Source organism: Ruegeria sp. AF5, assembly GCF_056541905.1.
Genome location: NZ_JBQFYZ010000003.1, coordinates 201,845 through 218,072 on the forward strand (window position 1 = coordinate 201,845; position 16,228 = coordinate 218,072).

At 57.4% G+C, this 16,228-nt stretch carries 13 protein-coding genes; 6 read left to right on the top strand and 7 right to left on the bottom strand.

Annotated elements, in window-relative coordinates:
* Nucleotides 1–44: 44 nt before the first annotated feature.
* Nucleotides 45–2,069 (bottom strand): transketolase, encoded by a 2,025-nt coding sequence (gene tkt / locus ACR0DS_RS07205; protein WP_480485748.1) that lies wholly within the window; start codon nt 2,067–2,069, stop codon nt 45–47.
* Between the two features lie 236 nt (nt 2,070–2,305).
* On the opposite strand from tkt, the gene ACR0DS_RS07210 reads away from it, so the two are divergent.
* Genes ACR0DS_RS07210 through ACR0DS_RS07220 form a run of 3 tightly spaced genes read left to right on the top strand, consistent with a single transcriptional unit; the run spans nt 2,306 to nt 3,788 of the window.
* Complete coding sequence (locus tag ACR0DS_RS07210; RefSeq protein WP_480505317.1) at nt 2,306–3,049, top strand: hypothetical protein; 744 nt, start codon at nt 2,306–2,308, stop codon at nt 3,047–3,049.
* Nucleotides 3,049–3,444 (top strand): cell division protein ZapA, encoded by a 396-nt coding sequence (locus tag ACR0DS_RS07215; RefSeq protein ID WP_209504034.1) that lies wholly within the window; start codon nt 3,049–3,051, stop codon nt 3,442–3,444. The genes ACR0DS_RS07210 and ACR0DS_RS07215 overlap by 1 nt, the downstream gene beginning before the upstream one ends.
* Complete coding sequence (locus ACR0DS_RS07220) at nt 3,441–3,788, top strand: MliC family protein (RefSeq protein WP_480558491.1); 348 nt, start codon at nt 3,441–3,443, stop codon at nt 3,786–3,788. Before ACR0DS_RS07215 ends, ACR0DS_RS07220 begins: the two co-directional genes overlap by 4 nt.
* Before the next feature lie 6 nt (nt 3,789–3,794).
* Here ACR0DS_RS07220 and grxD read toward each other — a convergent pair whose 3' ends face one another.
* The 6 genes from grxD to ACR0DS_RS07250 all read right to left on the bottom strand — a co-directional run bounded on the left by grxD (nt 3,795) and on the right by ACR0DS_RS07250 (nt 10,806).
* The gene (gene grxD, locus ACR0DS_RS07225; RefSeq protein WP_480558489.1) at nt 3,795–4,157 is read right to left on the bottom strand and encodes a Grx4 family monothiol glutaredoxin; all 363 of its coding nucleotides are present in this window, start codon (nt 4,155–4,157) and stop codon (nt 3,795–3,797) included.
* Nucleotides 4,144–4,434: a hypothetical protein gene (locus ACR0DS_RS07230; protein ID WP_480558487.1), complete on the bottom strand. Its 291-nt coding sequence runs from the start codon at nt 4,432–4,434 to the stop codon at nt 4,144–4,146. Before ACR0DS_RS07230 ends, grxD begins: the two co-directional genes overlap by 14 nt.
* A 235-nt stretch (nt 4,435–4,669) precedes the next feature.
* The gene (locus ACR0DS_RS07235) at nt 4,670–4,906 is read right to left on the bottom strand and encodes a BolA/IbaG family iron-sulfur metabolism protein (RefSeq protein WP_209504030.1); all 237 of its coding nucleotides are present in this window, start codon (nt 4,904–4,906) and stop codon (nt 4,670–4,672) included.
* Nucleotides 4,907–5,041: 135 nt separating this feature from the next.
* On the bottom strand, nt 5,042–7,201 hold the full coding sequence (gene purL, locus ACR0DS_RS07240) for a phosphoribosylformylglycinamidine synthase subunit PurL (RefSeq protein ID WP_480558485.1): 2,160 nt from the start codon (nt 7,199–7,201) through the stop codon (nt 5,042–5,044).
* A 180-nt stretch (nt 7,202–7,381) separates the two neighbouring features.
* A complete protein-coding gene (locus ACR0DS_RS07245; RefSeq protein ID WP_480558483.1) occupies nt 7,382–9,628 on the bottom strand; it encodes a mechanosensitive ion channel family protein in 2,247 nt (748 codons plus the stop codon).
* Between the two features lie 269 nt (nt 9,629–9,897).
* Complete coding sequence (locus ACR0DS_RS07250) at nt 9,898–10,806, bottom strand: LysR family transcriptional regulator (protein WP_480481095.1); 909 nt, start codon at nt 10,804–10,806, stop codon at nt 9,898–9,900.
* 169 nt (nt 10,807–10,975) lie between these two features.
* On the opposite strand from ACR0DS_RS07250, the gene ACR0DS_RS07255 reads away from it, so the two are divergent.
* The 3 genes from ACR0DS_RS07255 (at nt 10,976) to murI (ending at nt 16,170) form a co-directional block, all read left to right on the top strand.
* Complete coding sequence (locus ACR0DS_RS07255) at nt 10,976–14,395, top strand: indolepyruvate ferredoxin oxidoreductase family protein (RefSeq protein ID WP_480558481.1); 3,420 nt, start codon at nt 10,976–10,978, stop codon at nt 14,393–14,395.
* A 78-nt stretch (nt 14,396–14,473) separates the two neighbouring features.
* A complete protein-coding gene (locus tag ACR0DS_RS07260) occupies nt 14,474–15,352 on the top strand; it encodes a lysophospholipid acyltransferase family protein (protein WP_480558479.1) in 879 nt (292 codons plus the stop codon).
* An 8-nt stretch (nt 15,353–15,360) separates the two neighbouring features.
* The gene (gene murI, locus ACR0DS_RS07265; RefSeq protein ID WP_209596136.1) at nt 15,361–16,170 is read left to right on the top strand and encodes a glutamate racemase; all 810 of its coding nucleotides are present in this window, start codon (nt 15,361–15,363) and stop codon (nt 16,168–16,170) included.
* The last annotated feature ends 58 nt before the right edge of the window (nt 16,171–16,228 follow it).

Here is a 16,228-nt window from a genome sequence, read left to right on the forward strand (position 1 = left end):
AGGGCGGCTGAAGCCGCCCTTTGGTTGATTGTTCTGGTATAAGCTTACAGCCCCAACAATTCCTTGACCTTGGCCACGGTTGCTTCGGCGGAGATGCTGAAATGCTTGTATAGCTCACCGGCAGGGGCCGAGGCACCAAAGCTCGACATGCCGATGAACCCGGCTTTGGCTTCGCGGCCACGTTCACCCAGCAACCAACGATCCCAGCCGCCAGCACGAACCGCGGCTTCGATACCAACGCGGACCGGACCTGCCGGAAGGACGCGCTTGCGGTAGGCTTCGTCCTGCTCTGCGAACAGCTCCATGCAGGGCATCGAAACAACACGCGTGCCGATACCTTCGGCCTCGAGCGTCGCTTTGGCTTCCATGGCCAGCGACACTTCGGAACCTGTTGCAATCAGGATCGCCTGACGCTTACCTTCTGCCTCGGCCAGAACGTAAGCACCCTGAGCGGTCAGGTTCTTGGTCTTGTGCTCGGTACGAACCGTTGGAACACCCTGACGGGTCAGCGACAGGACCGAGGGGCTTTCCTTGAAGGTCAGCGCCAGTTCCCATGCCTCGGCCGTTTCAATGGTGTCAGCGGGGCGGAACACAAAAGTGTTGGGGGTTGCACGCGAGATCGCCAGATGTTCAACCGGCTGGTGGGTCGGGCCATCTTCGCCCAGACCGATCGAGTCATGGGTCATCACAAAGACGCTGGGGATCTTCATCAGCGCGGCCAGACGCATGGACGGGCGGGCATAATCTGTGAAGGCCATGAACGTGCCGCCATAGGGACGGATACCACCATGCAGCGCCATACCGTTCATCGCGGCCGCCATGCCGTGTTCACGGATACCGTAATGGATGTAGCGACCCTTGCGGTTTTCCGGTAGGAATACCCCCATATCGGCCGATTTGGTGTTGTTCGATCCGGTCAGGTCCGCCGAACCACCAACGGTTTCGGTCATGATCGGGTTCACAACGTTCAGGACCTTCTCCGACGACGAACGGGTGGCCAGTTTTGGCTGGTCTTCGGACATCTGCTTTTTGAAGGCACGAATGGCGCCAGCCAGTCGCTTGGGGGTCTCGAACGCATAGGCGCGGGTGAACTCAGCCTGCTTACGCTCGGACAGTTGTGCGAAACGCGCTTCCCATTCCGCACGCTCGGCAGCGCCACGCGCACCGATGGCTTCCCATGCGGATTTGACATTGGCAGGCACGTCAAACGCGTCATGCGTCCAGCCATAGGCCTTCTTGGCAGCCTTCAGCTGATCCGGATCGGTCAGCGCACCGTGCCCCTTTGACGTGTCCTGAGCCGCGTGGCCCAAAGCGATGTGGGTTTCGCACGCGATCATGGTCGGCTTGTTCGACTTCTTCGCCTGAACGATGGCCGCGTCGATGGCCTTGGGGTCATGACCGTCGATTTCGATCACATGCCAGCCCGACGCCGCAAAGCGGCGAACCTGATCGGTGCGGTCCGCGATGTCGACGGTGCCGTCGATGGTGATGTTGTTGTTGTCCCAGAAGACGATCAGCTTGCTCAGCTCGTGACGGCCGGCCAGCGTGATTGCCTCCTGGCTTACGCCTTCCATAAGGCAACCGTCGCCCGCGATGACATAGGTATAGTGGTCAACAACCTTCTTGCCATAATGTGCACGCTGGATTTCTTCGGCCATCGCAAAGCCCACGGCGTTCGAGATACCCTGACCCAGCGGGCCGGTCGTGGTCTCAACACCAGCGACCAGAAAGTTTTCGGGGTGGCCTGCGGTTTTTGCGCCCAGCTGACGGAAATTCTTGATCTCCTCCAGTGTCACATCTGCATATCCCGTAAGGTACAGCAACGAATAGACCAGCATCGAACCATGGCCTGCGGAAAGGATGAAGCGGTCGCGATCCGGCCAGTTCGGGGCCGAGGCGTCAAACTTCAGGTGCTTTTCGAACAGGACGGTGGCGACATCAGCCATGCCCATGGGCATACCGGAATGTCCGGAGTTTGCAGCGGCGACGGCATCAAGGGTCAATGTGCGGATGGCCGCAGCTTTGTCCCAGTGTTCGGGGTTGGCATTGCGCAGCGCAGTCAGGTCCACGGGCGTTGTTCCTTTGGATAAAAAGCAGATTGCGGGCTCAATACCACTCAGCACTCAAAGTGCAAGCAGAACCGGGGTTTATCCGCCTGGATTGCTTGAAGTGCGTGGCCCAAGTGGTTGAAAGCAAACAGTGGGTATTTTCTGTCGCATTCCGTTAGACTGGCGGCAGGCGGGATTCGATTTTGATTCGGATCGCTTCGCAACAGAATGAACCTTGATAAAGAGGTGACAGGGGCATGAGCCAACTTGAGGAATTACAGCACCGCATAATTGCGGCGATGGACCGTATCGGAGCGGGCGTCGACGCATTGGGCGGTGCGACCGCAGACGCCCAGCCGGATGACGGCGTCAAGGCGGCACTTGAAGATGAAAGAGTTGCGAACGCGCAGCTTCAGGAACGGCTGAAATCCCTGAAGGAGCAGCACGAACAGGAAGTGGACGGGTTGCGTGCCGATCTTGAGGAGTTGCGTACTGCGTCTACCGATACAGCCGAAACAGACGCTCTGCGATCCGAGCTGGAAGAAGCCCGTGCGAAAATCGCGTCGGTCGAAGCCGCGCGCGCTGAATTGGCCGAAGCCAAGGCCGCATTGGACAATAGCACCGAGCTGGAGGCGCTGAAGGCGGAAAACAGCCGGCTAAAGGAAGAACTGTCAGACACTGTCCGCGTCGACGACCTGAGCGCCGAGCTTGAGATGCTGCGCGCTGAACGGACCAGCCACGGCGCTGCAATGTCGCGGCTGGACGACGATCTGCAACGGATGCGCAAGGCAAACGAGCAGTTGCGCACTGCGATAGACGAATTGCGCGCCGCCGCCGCCGAAGGTGTCGCAGATGCCGAGCTGCTGAACCGGGCCACCGTCGCGGAACTGGAAGCAACGCGCGCGGCGCAGGCGTCAGACGCCGCCGAAGCGCAGGCCGTTCTTGCAAGGTTGGAACCTCTGCTGTCGCAGGCGAAACTTGTTGAAGGTGAGGTAGAGTAATGCCCGAAGTGACCATTCATATCGGCGGGCGCGGTTTTGACGTATCCTGCCGGGACGGGGAAGAGCCCTTTCTGCACGCTGCCGCCAAAGTGTTGGACGACGAGGCACAGGTGTTGTCCGATCAGATCGGTCGTATGCCGGAATCCCGCATGTTGCTGATGGCCGGTTTGATGCTGGCCGACAAGACTGCGGCAACAGAGGACAAGGTCAAGTCGCTCGAAGGGAAACTGGCCGAAGCCGAAGCCGAGCTTCAGGCGCTGCGAAGCGCCCCGGCGCCCGAACCTGAGCGCATTGAAGTGGCTGTGGTTCCACCATCCGTTACAGATACGCTGGCCGAACTGGCCGCACGGGCCGAAGCGCTGGCCGCAGTAGTTGAGGAGAAAAAGGCACGATGAAGTTCCTGCGCAAATTCATCTGTGCGGTGGCGCTGATTGCGCCCGCGACAACAGCATTGGCTGAGATCGATATTCTGTCTGTCACCTTCACCTGTGAAAACGGAATACCGCTGCCTGTCACCTATTTCAACGCGCCGGACAGTACGGGTGCAGCGGCAACCTTGGTGGACAATTCTCTGGTTGTGATGCGTCAAGTCCAAAGCGGGTCTGGTATCCGCTACGAATCCATTGGTGATGGTGGAACCTACATCCTGCGCTCGAAAGGGTGGGACGCGTCCGTAAGCTATTTGGCGGCAGGCGCCGCCGTTGAGCAGGATATCTACCGGGGTTGTTCCAGCCGTTAGGCTGGATTACGCGTTTGCTTCGCGAATTTTGTCGGCTGCTTCCTTGTTGTAGTCGACGTTGTTTTCGTCGAACAACGCGTCCAGTTCGCCCGACAGAGTCATCTCGGTGATGATATCGCAGCCGCCAACAAACTCACCTTTGACGTAAAGCTGGGGCACAGTGGGCCAGTCGGAATAATCCTTGATCCCCTGACGCACCTCTTCATCGGCCAGAACGTTCACATCCGTGTATTCAACGCCCATGTAGTTCAACACGCCAGCCACGCGCGAGGAGAACCCGCATTGCGGCATTTCCTTGGTGCCTTTCATATACAGCACCACATCGTTGGCTTTGACGGTTTGGTCGATCTGGGTCTTAACGTCGGTCATCTTGTTTTTCCTTTTCATCCGCACCTGCGGGGATTGTTCCATCACTGGGCAAACTGGGTGCCCATCCTTCCGTTTCAAGCCGCCGGTGTTCGGCCTGCGCCATTTCCACCGGATCAAGCCCGTACCTCTCAAGGCCGCCCACTTTGCTGAGTTCACCCGGATCTGGACGCATGTCGGCGAGGTTGCGTTTTCTGTTCCGCTTCACATAGGCTTCGATCAGCGCGGCGGCAACTATCAAAGCTGCGATTGCTGATATCCAAACCTGCCATGAACTCATTTTTTGGGAACCATCGCTTTGGCGTAGGCCTGTGGGTCTCTGGTGACCCGAGACACGGTTACATGACCACCGCCGCCTCCCAACACGGTTCCGTGGTCTATCAATTGGTCTCCGTGACCAGGTTTCACACCCCGAATTTTGTCGGAGCGCCTATTTTTCATTGCCGATCTGATAATAAAGGCGCTGCCGGCAAAGGCAATCAGTCCACAAATGCCGTATATCCAGACGGTTGCACTCACTCAGGTACTTTCGTCGTCAGCGCCAGCGCGTGCAGCTCACCATCTGGGCCATCCATCTTGCCCTTTAGGGCTGCGTAAACCGCGCGTTGTTGCTGCACCCGGTTTTTGCCGCGAAAGCTTTCGTCCACCACCAGGGCGGACATATGAACACCGTCGTTGCCGCCGACCTGAATATCCGCATCAGGAAAAGATTCTCGCAGCAGGTGTTCGATTTGATGGGCGCTCATCGGCATGTAGGTAACTCCTGAAGGTCTTTCCAAAGATGTAGAGCGCCTGAACCGGGCGCGCAAGGGCACATGAATATGCCAAAACGACGAAACCTGCGCTTATTCAGAACGCAGGTTTCGAGCGAGATTTATTCAGCCTGATCAGGCGACGGCGTCGGCAAAGCTGTTGCGGAAAACGGTCGTCAGGTCTTCTAGCGAGGCCTCCGAACCGCCGATCCTGACGGTATCTCCAGTAAAACGACCTACAGAGACCAGCGGCACACCTGCCTGACCTGCCGCGATCATCAACGCCTCGGCCTGATCAAAGTTGCACGCGACCAGATACCGTGCCTGATCTTCCCCGAACAGGAATTCCGTCGGTGCATCATCGAGACAAACGCCAACCCCGGCCGCCTCGGCCAGTTCGAAGGCCGCAAGCGCAAGACCGCCATCACTCAGGTCTGTGCAAGCCTTGATCATTCCTCGATTGGCGCGAATGAAATCACCATTGCGTTTCTCGGCGTCCAGATTCACATGTGGCGCGTCGCCATCTTCTCGGTTGAAGACCTCGGCCAGAAGGGCGGACTGACCCAGATGGCCTTTGGTTTCGCCGATCACCAAAGCCACGTGGCCTTCGCGCACCTCATTGCCGATGATTTCATCACTGTGTTTCAGCAGCCCGACAGCGCCAATTGTGGGGGTGGGCAGGATCGCCTGACCGTCGGTTTCATTATACAGTGACACGTTGCCTGACACGATCGGCATATCCAGCGCGCCGACTGCGGCGCCGATGCCCTGAATGGCGCCGACAAACTGACCCATGATTTCGGGCTTTTCCGGGTTGCCGAAATTCAGGTTGTCCGTTGTGGCCAGCGGTTTGGCGCCAACAGCCGTCAGGTTGCGGTAGGCTTCGGCCACCGCCTGTTTGCCGCCCTCAACCGGGTTGGCACGGACGTAGCGTGGGGTCACATCAGAGGTAAACGCCAGCACCTTGTCGGTGCCGTGGACGCGCACCATACCCGCACCCAGACCCGGTGTTCGGTTTGTATCCGCCATCACCATCGTGTCGTACTGCTCATAAACCCACTGCTTGCCCGCGTAGTTGGGCGATGACAACAGGGCGCGCAGGCCGTCAATCGGGTCGATCTGAGGCACTTCGGCCAGGTCCTCGGCTTCGGGCGTCGGCACCCAAGGGCGATCATATTCGGGCGCGGTCGAAGACAGTTTGGACAGGACGAGATCGGCCTTGACCTCACCGTTATGCATGATCAGGAAACGGTCCTCGGCAATCGTTTCGCCGACGATGGCAAAGTCCAGGTCCCATTTCTCGAATACGGCGCGGGCCTCGGCTTCAAGCTCGGGTTTGAGAACCATCAGCATGCGTTCCTGAGATTCGGACAGCATCATTTCATAGGCTGTCATATTCTCTTCGCGCTGGGGGACGTTTTCCAGATCCAGGCGCACGCCCAGACCACCCTTGTCGCCCATCTCAACCGCGGAACAGGTCAGGCCCGCAGCACCCATGTCTTGAATTGAGATCACGGCACCGGTCTGCATCAACTCCAGCGTCGCTTCCATCAGGCGTTTTTCGGTGAAGGGATCACCCACCTGAACAGTGGGGCGTTTTTCCTCGATGGTATCGTCAAACTCGGCCGAGGCCATCGTTGCGCCACCAACACCGTCGCGTCCGGTCTTGGCGCCAAGATAGACAACCGGCATGCCCACGCCCGACGCGGCAGAGTAGAAAATCTTGTCACTGTCGGCCAAACCGGCGGCAAAGGCGTTCACAAGGCAGTTGCCGTTGTAAGCCGGGTGAAAGCGCACCTCGCCCCCAACGCAGGGAACACCGAAACAGTTGCCATAGCCGCCAACACCTTCGACCACGCCGTTGACCAGCTGGCGGGTTTTGTGGTGGCCGGGTTCTCCGAAGGACAGCGCGTTCATCGAAGCGATCGGGCGCGCACCCATGGTGAACACGTCCCGAAGGATGCCGCCGACACCCGTTGCCGCACCCTGGTAGGGTTCGATGTAAGACGGGTGATTGTGACTTTCCATCTTGAAAACCACGGCCTGTCCATCGCCGATATCCACGACACCGGCATTCTCGCCCGGTCCGCAAATGACCTGAGGCCCCGAGGTCGGAAGAGTGCGCAGCCATTTCTTCGACGACTTGTAGGAACAATGTTCGTTCCACATAGCCGAGAAAATACCAAGCTCGGTAAAGGTCGGTTCACGCCCGATGATCTCGAGGATCATATCGTATTCCTCGGGCTTGAGCCCATGTGCTGCAATCAGATCGGGTGTGATGGCGGGCTCTTGCATCTTCTGTCCTGTGTCCAAGTGGGCCGAGATTGCGCGCCTTGTAGGGCAAGCGCGCGCGTGTGGAAAGGGTCAAGACGGCGCAGGTCGCGTCTTTCAAAGAAAAACGGAACCGGCATCACGGCCGGTTCCGTTAAACCGCACAGCAGTCCTGCTGCAAATCGCCGACGTAAACCCCGAAGGTTACGCCGATCCCTGGTCTTTGTTGACCTCGGCAGCAGCTGCGGCGCCAACAGCAGTCTTCTGTTCGGGCGTCAGATGCTCGACCTCTTCCAGCCCGGGAATTGCAACGCGCACCTCGCGGCGGGCAAAGTCGATGCCGTTGGCCTTGAACTCGGCCTTGACCTTGTTGAAGATTTCTTTGCGCAAGGTGAACTGCTTGCCCGGTTTGGCCATGAATTTACCGCGAATGATCATGCCCACATCGTCGAAGTCGAACACACCCTGAGACTTGAAGGGTTGCAGGAAGCCTTCTTTGTGGGTTTCGTCCTCCATCATCTCGGCCCCGATCTTCTTGAAGATTTTCTTGACCTTGTTGGGATCGGTATCGAAGGGCACGGTGAACTTCAGCTTCATAATCACCCAGTCACGGCTGTAATTCGTCAGCTTCTGGATTTCACCATAAGGGATTGTGTGCACAGGCCCCCTGTGATGACGCAGTTGCATTGAACGGATCGAGATTTTTTCGACCGTTCCGGTGGTTCCGCCCACATCGACATATTCGCCGACGCGGAAGGCATCATCGACCAGAAAGAAAACACCACCGACGATATCCGCCACCAGTTTCTGAGCACCAAAGCCGATGGCCAGACCCAGAACACCGGCACCGGCCAGAAGCGGTGTGATGTTGATACCCAGCGCACCCAAGGCCAGCAGGCCAAAGATTACCGAAATTGTGACTTGGGCCGTAATCCGCATCAGCGGCAGAACCGTCGCCAGACGAGAGCCCCCGGCACCGCCGCCTTCACCGCTTGCTTCCTCGTCGACTGCTTCAGCTGCGGTCTGTTCCTTGGCCAGCCTGCGGTTGATCCATAGTGAAACAACCTCGTTCAGGATGTAGCCGACCGCAATGATCAGAAGGAATTCAATGACAGCGCCGCCAACTTCGGCACTGACACCGGCCGAGGCGACATTGCGCAGGTCAAGATGCCACGTGCGGGCGATCATGAAAACCACGACCAAACCCGCAATAACCCGCCCAATCCGGATGTAGCTGCGCTTGGCCGCGCGATGAGCGCGTTCGGCCAGCGGGCCTTCGCCAGACATCGGCGGCTGCAAATGGCGTACCAGCCCGCGGATCAACGTGTCGAGAGCAGGGGCAATCAGCAACCAGAACATGGTTGTGAAATGCGCACCACGACCCAACAATCTCAGCGTCGATGGATCGCGTTGCGCGACCAGGAATTCGACCAGCAGCCAGATTGTCACCGAAACGCCAATGGCGAAGTAGGGATAATAATGCGCAACTTCTTTATCGAATTTCGTGTGATCCGGATCTGTTCCCAGCATCATCTGAGACAGCCCTTCGCGCGCGGTCCATGCGATGATAGCGATGTAGACATGGGTTGCCGCGTTCAGCCAGAAGCCGATGCGTGTATCGTCGCCTGTCACGCCATTAAGAGCGTTGAAGCGCACAACAAACAGCGTGAACCCGATCAGGATCAACAACCCGATCAGATTGCGATGCAGATACTTTGCCCAATGGTCGTCAATACTCACCAACCGATATTTGGGCTTCTCCGGTGCCAGAACAAAACGTGAGGCCGCAGCCCCCAGGCGCGGGATCCAGATCAGATAGAACACAAACGGACCGGCATAGGTGATCTGTTCGGGTGTCAGAATCCCGCGACCAATCGCGCGAATGACGACATAGAACACGATCAGCCCGGCAATTTCGCGACAGAACCTGCGGAACAGATAACTGACAGCTCCCTTGAGATCAGCCTCCTCCCCAACTTCGGTCGCTTCATGCCAGCGACGGGTCAGGAAAATGAACAGCTTCTCGGCTATTAAACCAGCAATCAACACAGAAAGAATAAGCCCAAACAGGGTAAAGACACCGTTCGTTCCAAACGTGTCGCTGAAATTGCCAAACGCAGTTATCTGTGCTGTGACGATATTTGGAAGCGTGGTCAGAACGTGTGTCCAGGACGACACCATCTCGGCCCATATTTCGCTTATTTCGGTTAGCGGGTCTTCCACGTTCGCCTTCTCGGCAGCCTGTTTTTCGGCAACCGCATCTAGGCGTTCCAAAAGAATTGCGCGCACCTGATCATCTGACATGCGGGCAACCAGACCATCGACCTGCTCAGGTGTTAGATCGTCCGGAATGGTCACTGAAGAAGTTGAGCCGGTATCTTGCGCATAAAGCGGAACCGCCAAAAATAGAGTGCAGACAATCGCCAACATAAGGCGGAATGGGTGGAACATGATTCTCCCTCGAACACGAAATTATCTCGTTTTTTTGGGATCATATGCCTATGCGTGTATTTTTCCCAGAGCTTTCGCTGACTTGATGCAACGCCTAGAGCAAAAAAAAGGCCGAGCAATAAGCTCGGCCGTAGTCCAACAGGGAGGTATGAAGATGATGAGCGTTTCAGCATCACCGCCTTCGAGTGCTCATTTAGGGGTCAGATTGTAAACGTTCAAGGAATTTAACCCTGAAATGTCCTCATGCCCGCTATGCCATTTATGCATAGCTAAAGTTTTCCCATCTTTTTCAGTTGTTTGCGCTGTGCGATGATCTCGTCCTGCACAAAGTCGCGGAACGCCCCGACACGTTTGGAGTGTCGGAGTTCTTCGGGATAAGCCAGATAGACCGGCACGTCAGCGGTTTCGACATCCGACAGAACTGGCACAAGATGCGGGAAATCCTGTGTGACGTAATCTGGCAGAACCCCAATGCCGAGATTGTGCAACACTCCCTGAAGGACGCCGAAGTAGTTGTTTACCGTCAACAGGGATGCGGGATTGTAGGTCATAAGGTGGCGAACCATGGCCGCGCTGGCGCCCACCTGGGGTGCCGCGGGTGTTTGACAGATCAGCCGGTGATTTTGGATATCCTCCAGAGATTTCAGCATTCCACCATGGGCTTCGATGTAGTTGTGCGTCGCGTAAAGCGCCATCTGAACCGTCATCAGGCGTTTTCGCACAAGATCTGCCTGGCTGGGTTCCTTCATGCGAATGGCGACATCCGCTTCTCGCATGGGAAGGTCCAGAACTCGTTCTTCCAGCATCAGGTCGATGTTCAGATCAGGATATTGTTCATAAAGCTTGGGCAGGCGAGGGGCGAGCCACAGTGTGCCGAACCCAAAGGTCGTCGTGACCCGAAGAACGCCAAAGACCTCTTCTTCACTGTCGCGAATGCGTGCGGCAGCTGCGTCCAGCCGTTTTGACATGGCGGATGTGGCGTCGAACAACAATTCACCCTGTTCGGTGAGAATCAGCCCCCGGGCGTGACGGTGAAAAAGGGTGGCATCCAACGACTCTTCCAGCGCACGGATCTGTCTGCTCACGGCGGATTGAGACAAATTGAGCTTGTCCCCGGCATGTGTGAGGCTGCCCGCATCGGCCACCGCGTGAAATATTCTAAGCTTGTCCCAATCCATCGCCGCAACTTTCGTTATCTTTTCGAACGCCTATATGAAACAGGTAACAAGTTCTACAATCAAAGGCCGAAATCGTTACAGTTCAGTGCATAAAACCTATACAGGTCAGAAATTATGACCTAAAATGCGCTGAGTACATGCACACTGATCTGGCGAGGGGAGACGTCTGATGAGTCAGCCACAGATTACGTTAAACGACCGGTTCGATCTTGAGAAAAGCCCCGTTCTTCTGAACGGAACACAGGCACTTGTCCGGTTGATGCTGATGCAAAAGGCCAGAGACCGGCAGGCGGGACTGAACACTGCGGGGCTGGTGACTGGATATCGTGGCTCGCCACTTGGCGCTGTTGATCAGCAGATGATGCGGGCGCAAAGGCAGTTGTCCCAAAGCGATGTTACGTTTCAATTCGGATTGAACGAAGATCTGGCGGCAACGGCGCTGTGGGGCAGCCAACAGGCCGGCTTGCGCGGCGACGGCAAGTTCGATGGGGTTTTTGGGCTTTGGTACGGCAAGGGGCCGGGCGTAGACCGGTCCGGTGATGTCATGCGCCACGCGAATATGGCCGGAACCGCCAAGCATGGCGGTGTGCTTATGGCGATGGGTGATGACCATACCGGCGAAAGCTCGACCGTGTTGCATCAGTCCGAATGGTCACTGGTAGATATGTATATGCCTGTCGTCAGCCCGGCGGGTGTGCAGGAAATCCTCGACTACGGAATTTACGGCTTTGCGCTCAGCCGTTTTGCTGGGGTTTGGGTTGGGCTAAAGACCATGAAGGACACAATCGAGGTTACCTCGGTTGTGGATGGTCGCCCCGACCGAATGCAGGTCGTCGTACCTGATTTCGATATGCCGGAAGGCGGTTTGAATATCCGCCTTGGGGACACGCCGCACCTGCAAGAAACGCGTGTCATCGACTACAAAAGGTTTGCAGCCGAGACGTTTTCGCATGCCAACAAGCTGGACAGGCGGATATGGGGCAAACCGGGTGCAAAGATCGGGTTTGTTGCGGCGGGCAAGAACTGGCTGGACCTGACCCATGCGCTGTCGCTTTTGAATATCAATGAATCCGAAGCCGAACGGCTGGGGATCACGACCTACAAGGTGGGGCAGACCTTCCCGCTGGACATGGTCGGGTTCCACGACTGGGCCGAAGGGCTGGACCTGATCGTGATTGTCGAGGAAAAGCGCAAGCTGATCGAGGTTCAAGTCAAAGAGGCTATCTTTGACGACCGTCGCGGCCGCCGGGTTTATGGGTGGTACAAGGGCGGTGCCGGTACGTTGCACCGCGACGAACTGTTTCCGACCCGTGGCGCGCTCGACCCGATCATGATTGCTGAAAAGCTGGGTGAAATCCTGATCGAAGAAGGGCGTGAAACCGATGGTATTCGGGCCGGGCTGGCCTCTTTGTCCGAGGCGCGCCGGGCCGACAACGCACAGGAAATCGCAACAAGGCTTCCGTATTTCTGCTCGGGCTGTCCGCACAACAGTTCGACCAAAGTCCCGGATGGCAGCCGTGCCTATGCAGGGATCGGTTGTCATTACATGGTTCAGTGGATGGACCGGAATACCACCGGCTTTACCCAGATGGGCGGTGAAGGCGCGAACTGGATCGGTGAGGCCCCGTTTTCGACCACCAAACACGTGTTCCAGAACCTTGGCGATGGCACCTATAACCACTCGGGCGTTCAGGCGATCCGCGCGGCGTTGTCTGCGGGTACGAACATCACCTTCAAGATCCTGTTCAACGATGCAGTCGCCATGACGGGCGGGCAGGAGAATGAAGGCGATCTGACCGCAGAACGGATCGTTGCCGAAGTCAAAGCCATGGGTGTCCGTGAGGTTGCTCTGGTCTATGACGAAAAGGAAGACGTGAACTTCAAGGCTCTGCCGTCGAGTGTTCAGACGTTCGAGCGTGCGGAACTGATGCAGGTGCAGGAGAAGTTCCGCGAGATCGAGGGTGTTTCGGTCATTGTCTACGTTCAGACCTGTGCGGCCGAGAAGCGCCGCCGCCGCAAACGCGGCACGTTCCCGGACCCGGACAAGCGCGTCTTCATCAATACCGATGTTTGCGAGGGCTGCGGCGATTGCGGGGTGCAATCGAACTGTGTGTCGATCGTTCCCAAAGAAACAGAACTCGGGCGCAAGCGCGCCATCGATCAGTCAAGCTGCAACAAGGATTATTCCTGCCTGAACGGCTTTTGCCCATCCTTCGTCACGCTTGAGGGGGCGAAGATCCGCAAAGAGGCAACAACCGAAATCGACTTGCCCGACCTGCCGATGCCGGTGCTGCCCAAAATCAGCGGTACGCATAACGTGGTGATCACGGGTGTCGGGGGAACCGGTGTTGTCACGCTGGGTGCGATCCTTGCGCAAGCTGCCCAGATTGACGGCAAAGGCGCGGGCATGATGGAAATGGCGGGCTTGGCGCAGAAGGGCGGCGCGGTACACATCCATTGCCGTCTGGCCAACACACCCGAAGACATCAGCGCCATCCGTGTCGCAACCGGCGAAGCCCATGCGCTGATCGGCGGTGATCTGGTGGTATCCGCCGGAGCCAAAACATTGGGCCTGACCCGCACTGGCCGTACAGGCGCCGTTGTGAACAGCCATGAGACGGTAACAGGCGACTTTACGCGCAATACCGAGTTCCGCATTCCCGCCGATCAATTGGAACTGGCACTTCAGGCACGACTGAAAGAAGATGTCTCGCTGTTTGACGCGACCGAGTTGGCACGCGCCGTGATGGGCGACTCGATCTATTCCAACATGATGATCTTTGGCGCGGCCTGGCAGCGCGGGTTGTTGCCCGTCAGCCATCAGGCGATCTTTGATGCCATCGAATTGAATGGAACAACGATCGAACGGAACAAGCGTGCGTTTGATATCGGGCGATGGGCGGTTCTTCATCCGGCAGAGGTACAGTCCATTCTGTCCCCGACCGTAACCGAGATGCCCAAATCGCTGGATCAGAAGATCGAATTCCGCGCAAGCCATCTGACCGACTACCAAGGTGCGCGGCTGGCCAAGCGGTATCGCAAGCTGGTCGACAGTGTTGAGGATGCGGATATCCGCGAAGCGGTGGCAAAAGGCTATCACAAGCTGTTGTCCTACAAGGATGAATACGAAGTCGCGCGCCTTCTTCTGACAAGCCGTGACAAAGCGGCTGCCGAGTTCGATGGCGATTTCAAGATGACATTCCATCTGGCCCCGCCCTTTTTGGGGGGATCGGGCAGCAACGGCAGACCGCGCAAACGTGCTTTCGGGGAGTCGGTCATTGGCCCATTGAAGCTTTTGACTCGGTTGAAGGCGCTGCGCGGTACGCCGCTGGATATATTTGGCTATTCGTCGGAACGCAGGATGGAGCGTGCGTTGATCCGTCAGTATGAAAAGGACATGCGCGAAGTTCTACCGCTTGTGTCGCAGACCACACGCGATGCGATTGCCGCCCTGGCCCGTTTGCCGCTGGATATCCGTGGGTTTGGCCCCGTATTGCGCGAGAACGAGGCCAAAGCAGCCAAGCGGCGCGAGGAATTGCTGGCCGTCATTCGCGGCGGAGGGGCAGGGTTGCAGGCCGCGGCAGAATAAAACGTCACAAGCGTGTCACGATAGCTAGGCAAAATTGTTACTTGCACTTATTTTGCAGGCAGCAAGCCGGAGACCCATATGCCTTCTCGTCGTCATGCCGTTCGCGACATTTCCTACGCGCATTCCGCCGAAACCAAAGGCGGGCGGATGGTCATCAAGCTGATGGAGAACACGACGGGCCGTATGCGCCTGATCAAACGCGCGGACGGGTACGAGAAAGACGTTGCCAATGGGCGCGACTTTTGGGCTGTGATGGTCGAACGCTATGGGCTTACACTGGACGTGGCGGGGGGATCGCTTTCGAATATCCCGAAAGACGGTCCTCTGATCCTGATTGCCAATCATCCCTACGGAATTCTGGATGGCCTGATGATGGGACATATCCTGTCCGAGACACGGGGTGATTTCCGCATTCTGGCCCATCGGGTGTTTCGCAAGGCCGAAGACCTGAATCGCATCATTCTGCCAATTTCGTTTGATGAAACGAAAGAGGCGATGCAGCTGAACCTTGAGACCCGCAAAACCGCGCTCAGCTATCTGGGCGAAGGCGGGGCGATCGGCATTTTTCCCGGCGGGACGGTCAGCACCGGGGTTAAGCCGTTTTCCCACCCCATGGATCCGGGTTGGCGCGGGTTTACCGCGCGGATGGTGGCCAAATCGAATGCCACAGTTGTTCCGGTTTTCTTTGATGGCCACACCTCTCGTCTGTTTCAGATCGCCAGCCATCTGCACAGTACTTTGCGGATGGGCCTGCTGATCAAAGAGTTCAAGAAACGCGTTGATACACCGGTGAAGGTCGTAGTCGGAGAGCCGATCAGGCGCGACATTCTGGACCCGCTCAGCAAGGATACGCGCAAGATGATGGATTTCCTGCGCAAAGCCACGTATGAGCTGTCTCCAACGCCGTTGAAGTCTTATGATTACGGCTATGAGTTTGAGGAACGGCATCGCGCCTGAGTGATCTAATGGCAGTAGGTATCTTTGATTCCGGTTTGGGCGGTCTGACCGTCCTGAGTGCCGCGCAGCAACGTCTGCCGGACGTTGATTTCCTGTATTTTGCAGATAGTGCACACGCGCCATACGGTGTGCGTGATGCCGAGGATATCTATCAACTGACCCGCAAGGCGGTTCAGGATCTGTGGTCGCGTGGCTGCAATCTGGTGATTCTGGCCTGCAACACGGCCAGCGCCGCAGCGTTGCGGCGCATGCAGGAAGAGGGCGTGCCCAGCGGCAAACGCGTTCTTGGCGTTTTTGTCCCGTTGATCGAAGCGCTGACCGAACGGCAATGGGGCGACAATTCTCCGCCGCGCGAAGTGGCCGTCAAACATGTGGCATTGTTTGCAACGCCTGCCACGGTATCCAGTCGGGCCTTTCAGCGTGAATTGGCCTTTCGGGCCATCGGTGTGGATGTCGAGGCACAGGCCTGTGGCGGCGTTGTGGATGCCATAGAAGACGGCGACATGATCCTGGCCGAAGCCCTGGTGCGCAGCCATGTGGATGCGCTCAAGCGCAAGATGCCGGAACCTCAGGCCGCTATTCTGGGCTGCACGCATTACCCGTTGATGGCCGAAGCATTCCAGGCTGCGTTGGGTGAAGATGTGCAGGTTTACAGCCAGGGTGCGCTTGTTGCTGACAGTCTGGCAGATTACCTGCAACGTCATCCCACCATGTTGGGCGAGGGCCCAAGTGGTTTTCTGACAACGGGCAAACCCAATGTTGTCAGCGACCGGGCGACGCAGTTCCTCCGACGACAAATCACGTTCCAGGCTGCCTGACTTAGGTCAAGGACGCAGCCGCTCTGCTTCCCTTATTTCAAGGCCGTCGCATCGGCGG

What these genes read in the sequence shown, in the direction of transcription:
- purL (WP_480558485.1), bottom strand. Translation starts at nt 7,201, where the DNA reads ATGCAAGAGCCCGCCATCACACCCGATCTGATTGCAGCACATGGGCTC.
- grxD (WP_480558489.1), bottom strand. Translation starts at nt 4,157, where the DNA reads ATGACCGACGTTAAGACCCAGATCGACCAAACCGTCAAAGCCAACGAT.
- ACR0DS_RS07260 (WP_480558479.1), top strand. Translation starts at nt 14,474, where the DNA reads ATGCCTTCTCGTCGTCATGCCGTTCGCGACATTTCCTACGCGCATTCC.
- ACR0DS_RS07215 (WP_209504034.1), top strand. Translation starts at nt 3,049, where the DNA reads ATGCCCGAAGTGACCATTCATATCGGCGGGCGCGGTTTTGACGTATCC.
- ACR0DS_RS07230 (WP_480558487.1), bottom strand. Translation starts at nt 4,434, where the DNA reads ATGAGTTCATGGCAGGTTTGGATATCAGCAATCGCAGCTTTGATAGTT.
- ACR0DS_RS07245 (WP_480558483.1), bottom strand. Translation starts at nt 9,628, where the DNA reads ATGTTCCACCCATTCCGCCTTATGTTGGCGATTGTCTGCACTCTATTT.
- ACR0DS_RS07250 (WP_480481095.1), bottom strand. Translation starts at nt 10,806, where the DNA reads ATGGATTGGGACAAGCTTAGAATATTTCACGCGGTGGCCGATGCGGGC.
- ACR0DS_RS07235 (WP_209504030.1), bottom strand. Translation starts at nt 4,906, where the DNA reads ATGCCGATGAGCGCCCATCAAATCGAACACCTGCTGCGAGAATCTTTT.
- murI (WP_209596136.1), top strand. Translation starts at nt 15,361, where the DNA reads ATGGCAGTAGGTATCTTTGATTCCGGTTTGGGCGGTCTGACCGTCCTG.
- ACR0DS_RS07220 (WP_480558491.1), top strand. Translation starts at nt 3,441, where the DNA reads ATGAAGTTCCTGCGCAAATTCATCTGTGCGGTGGCGCTGATTGCGCCC.
- ACR0DS_RS07255 (WP_480558481.1), top strand. Translation starts at nt 10,976, where the DNA reads ATGAGTCAGCCACAGATTACGTTAAACGACCGGTTCGATCTTGAGAAA.
- ACR0DS_RS07210 (WP_480505317.1), top strand. Translation starts at nt 2,306, where the DNA reads ATGAGCCAACTTGAGGAATTACAGCACCGCATAATTGCGGCGATGGAC.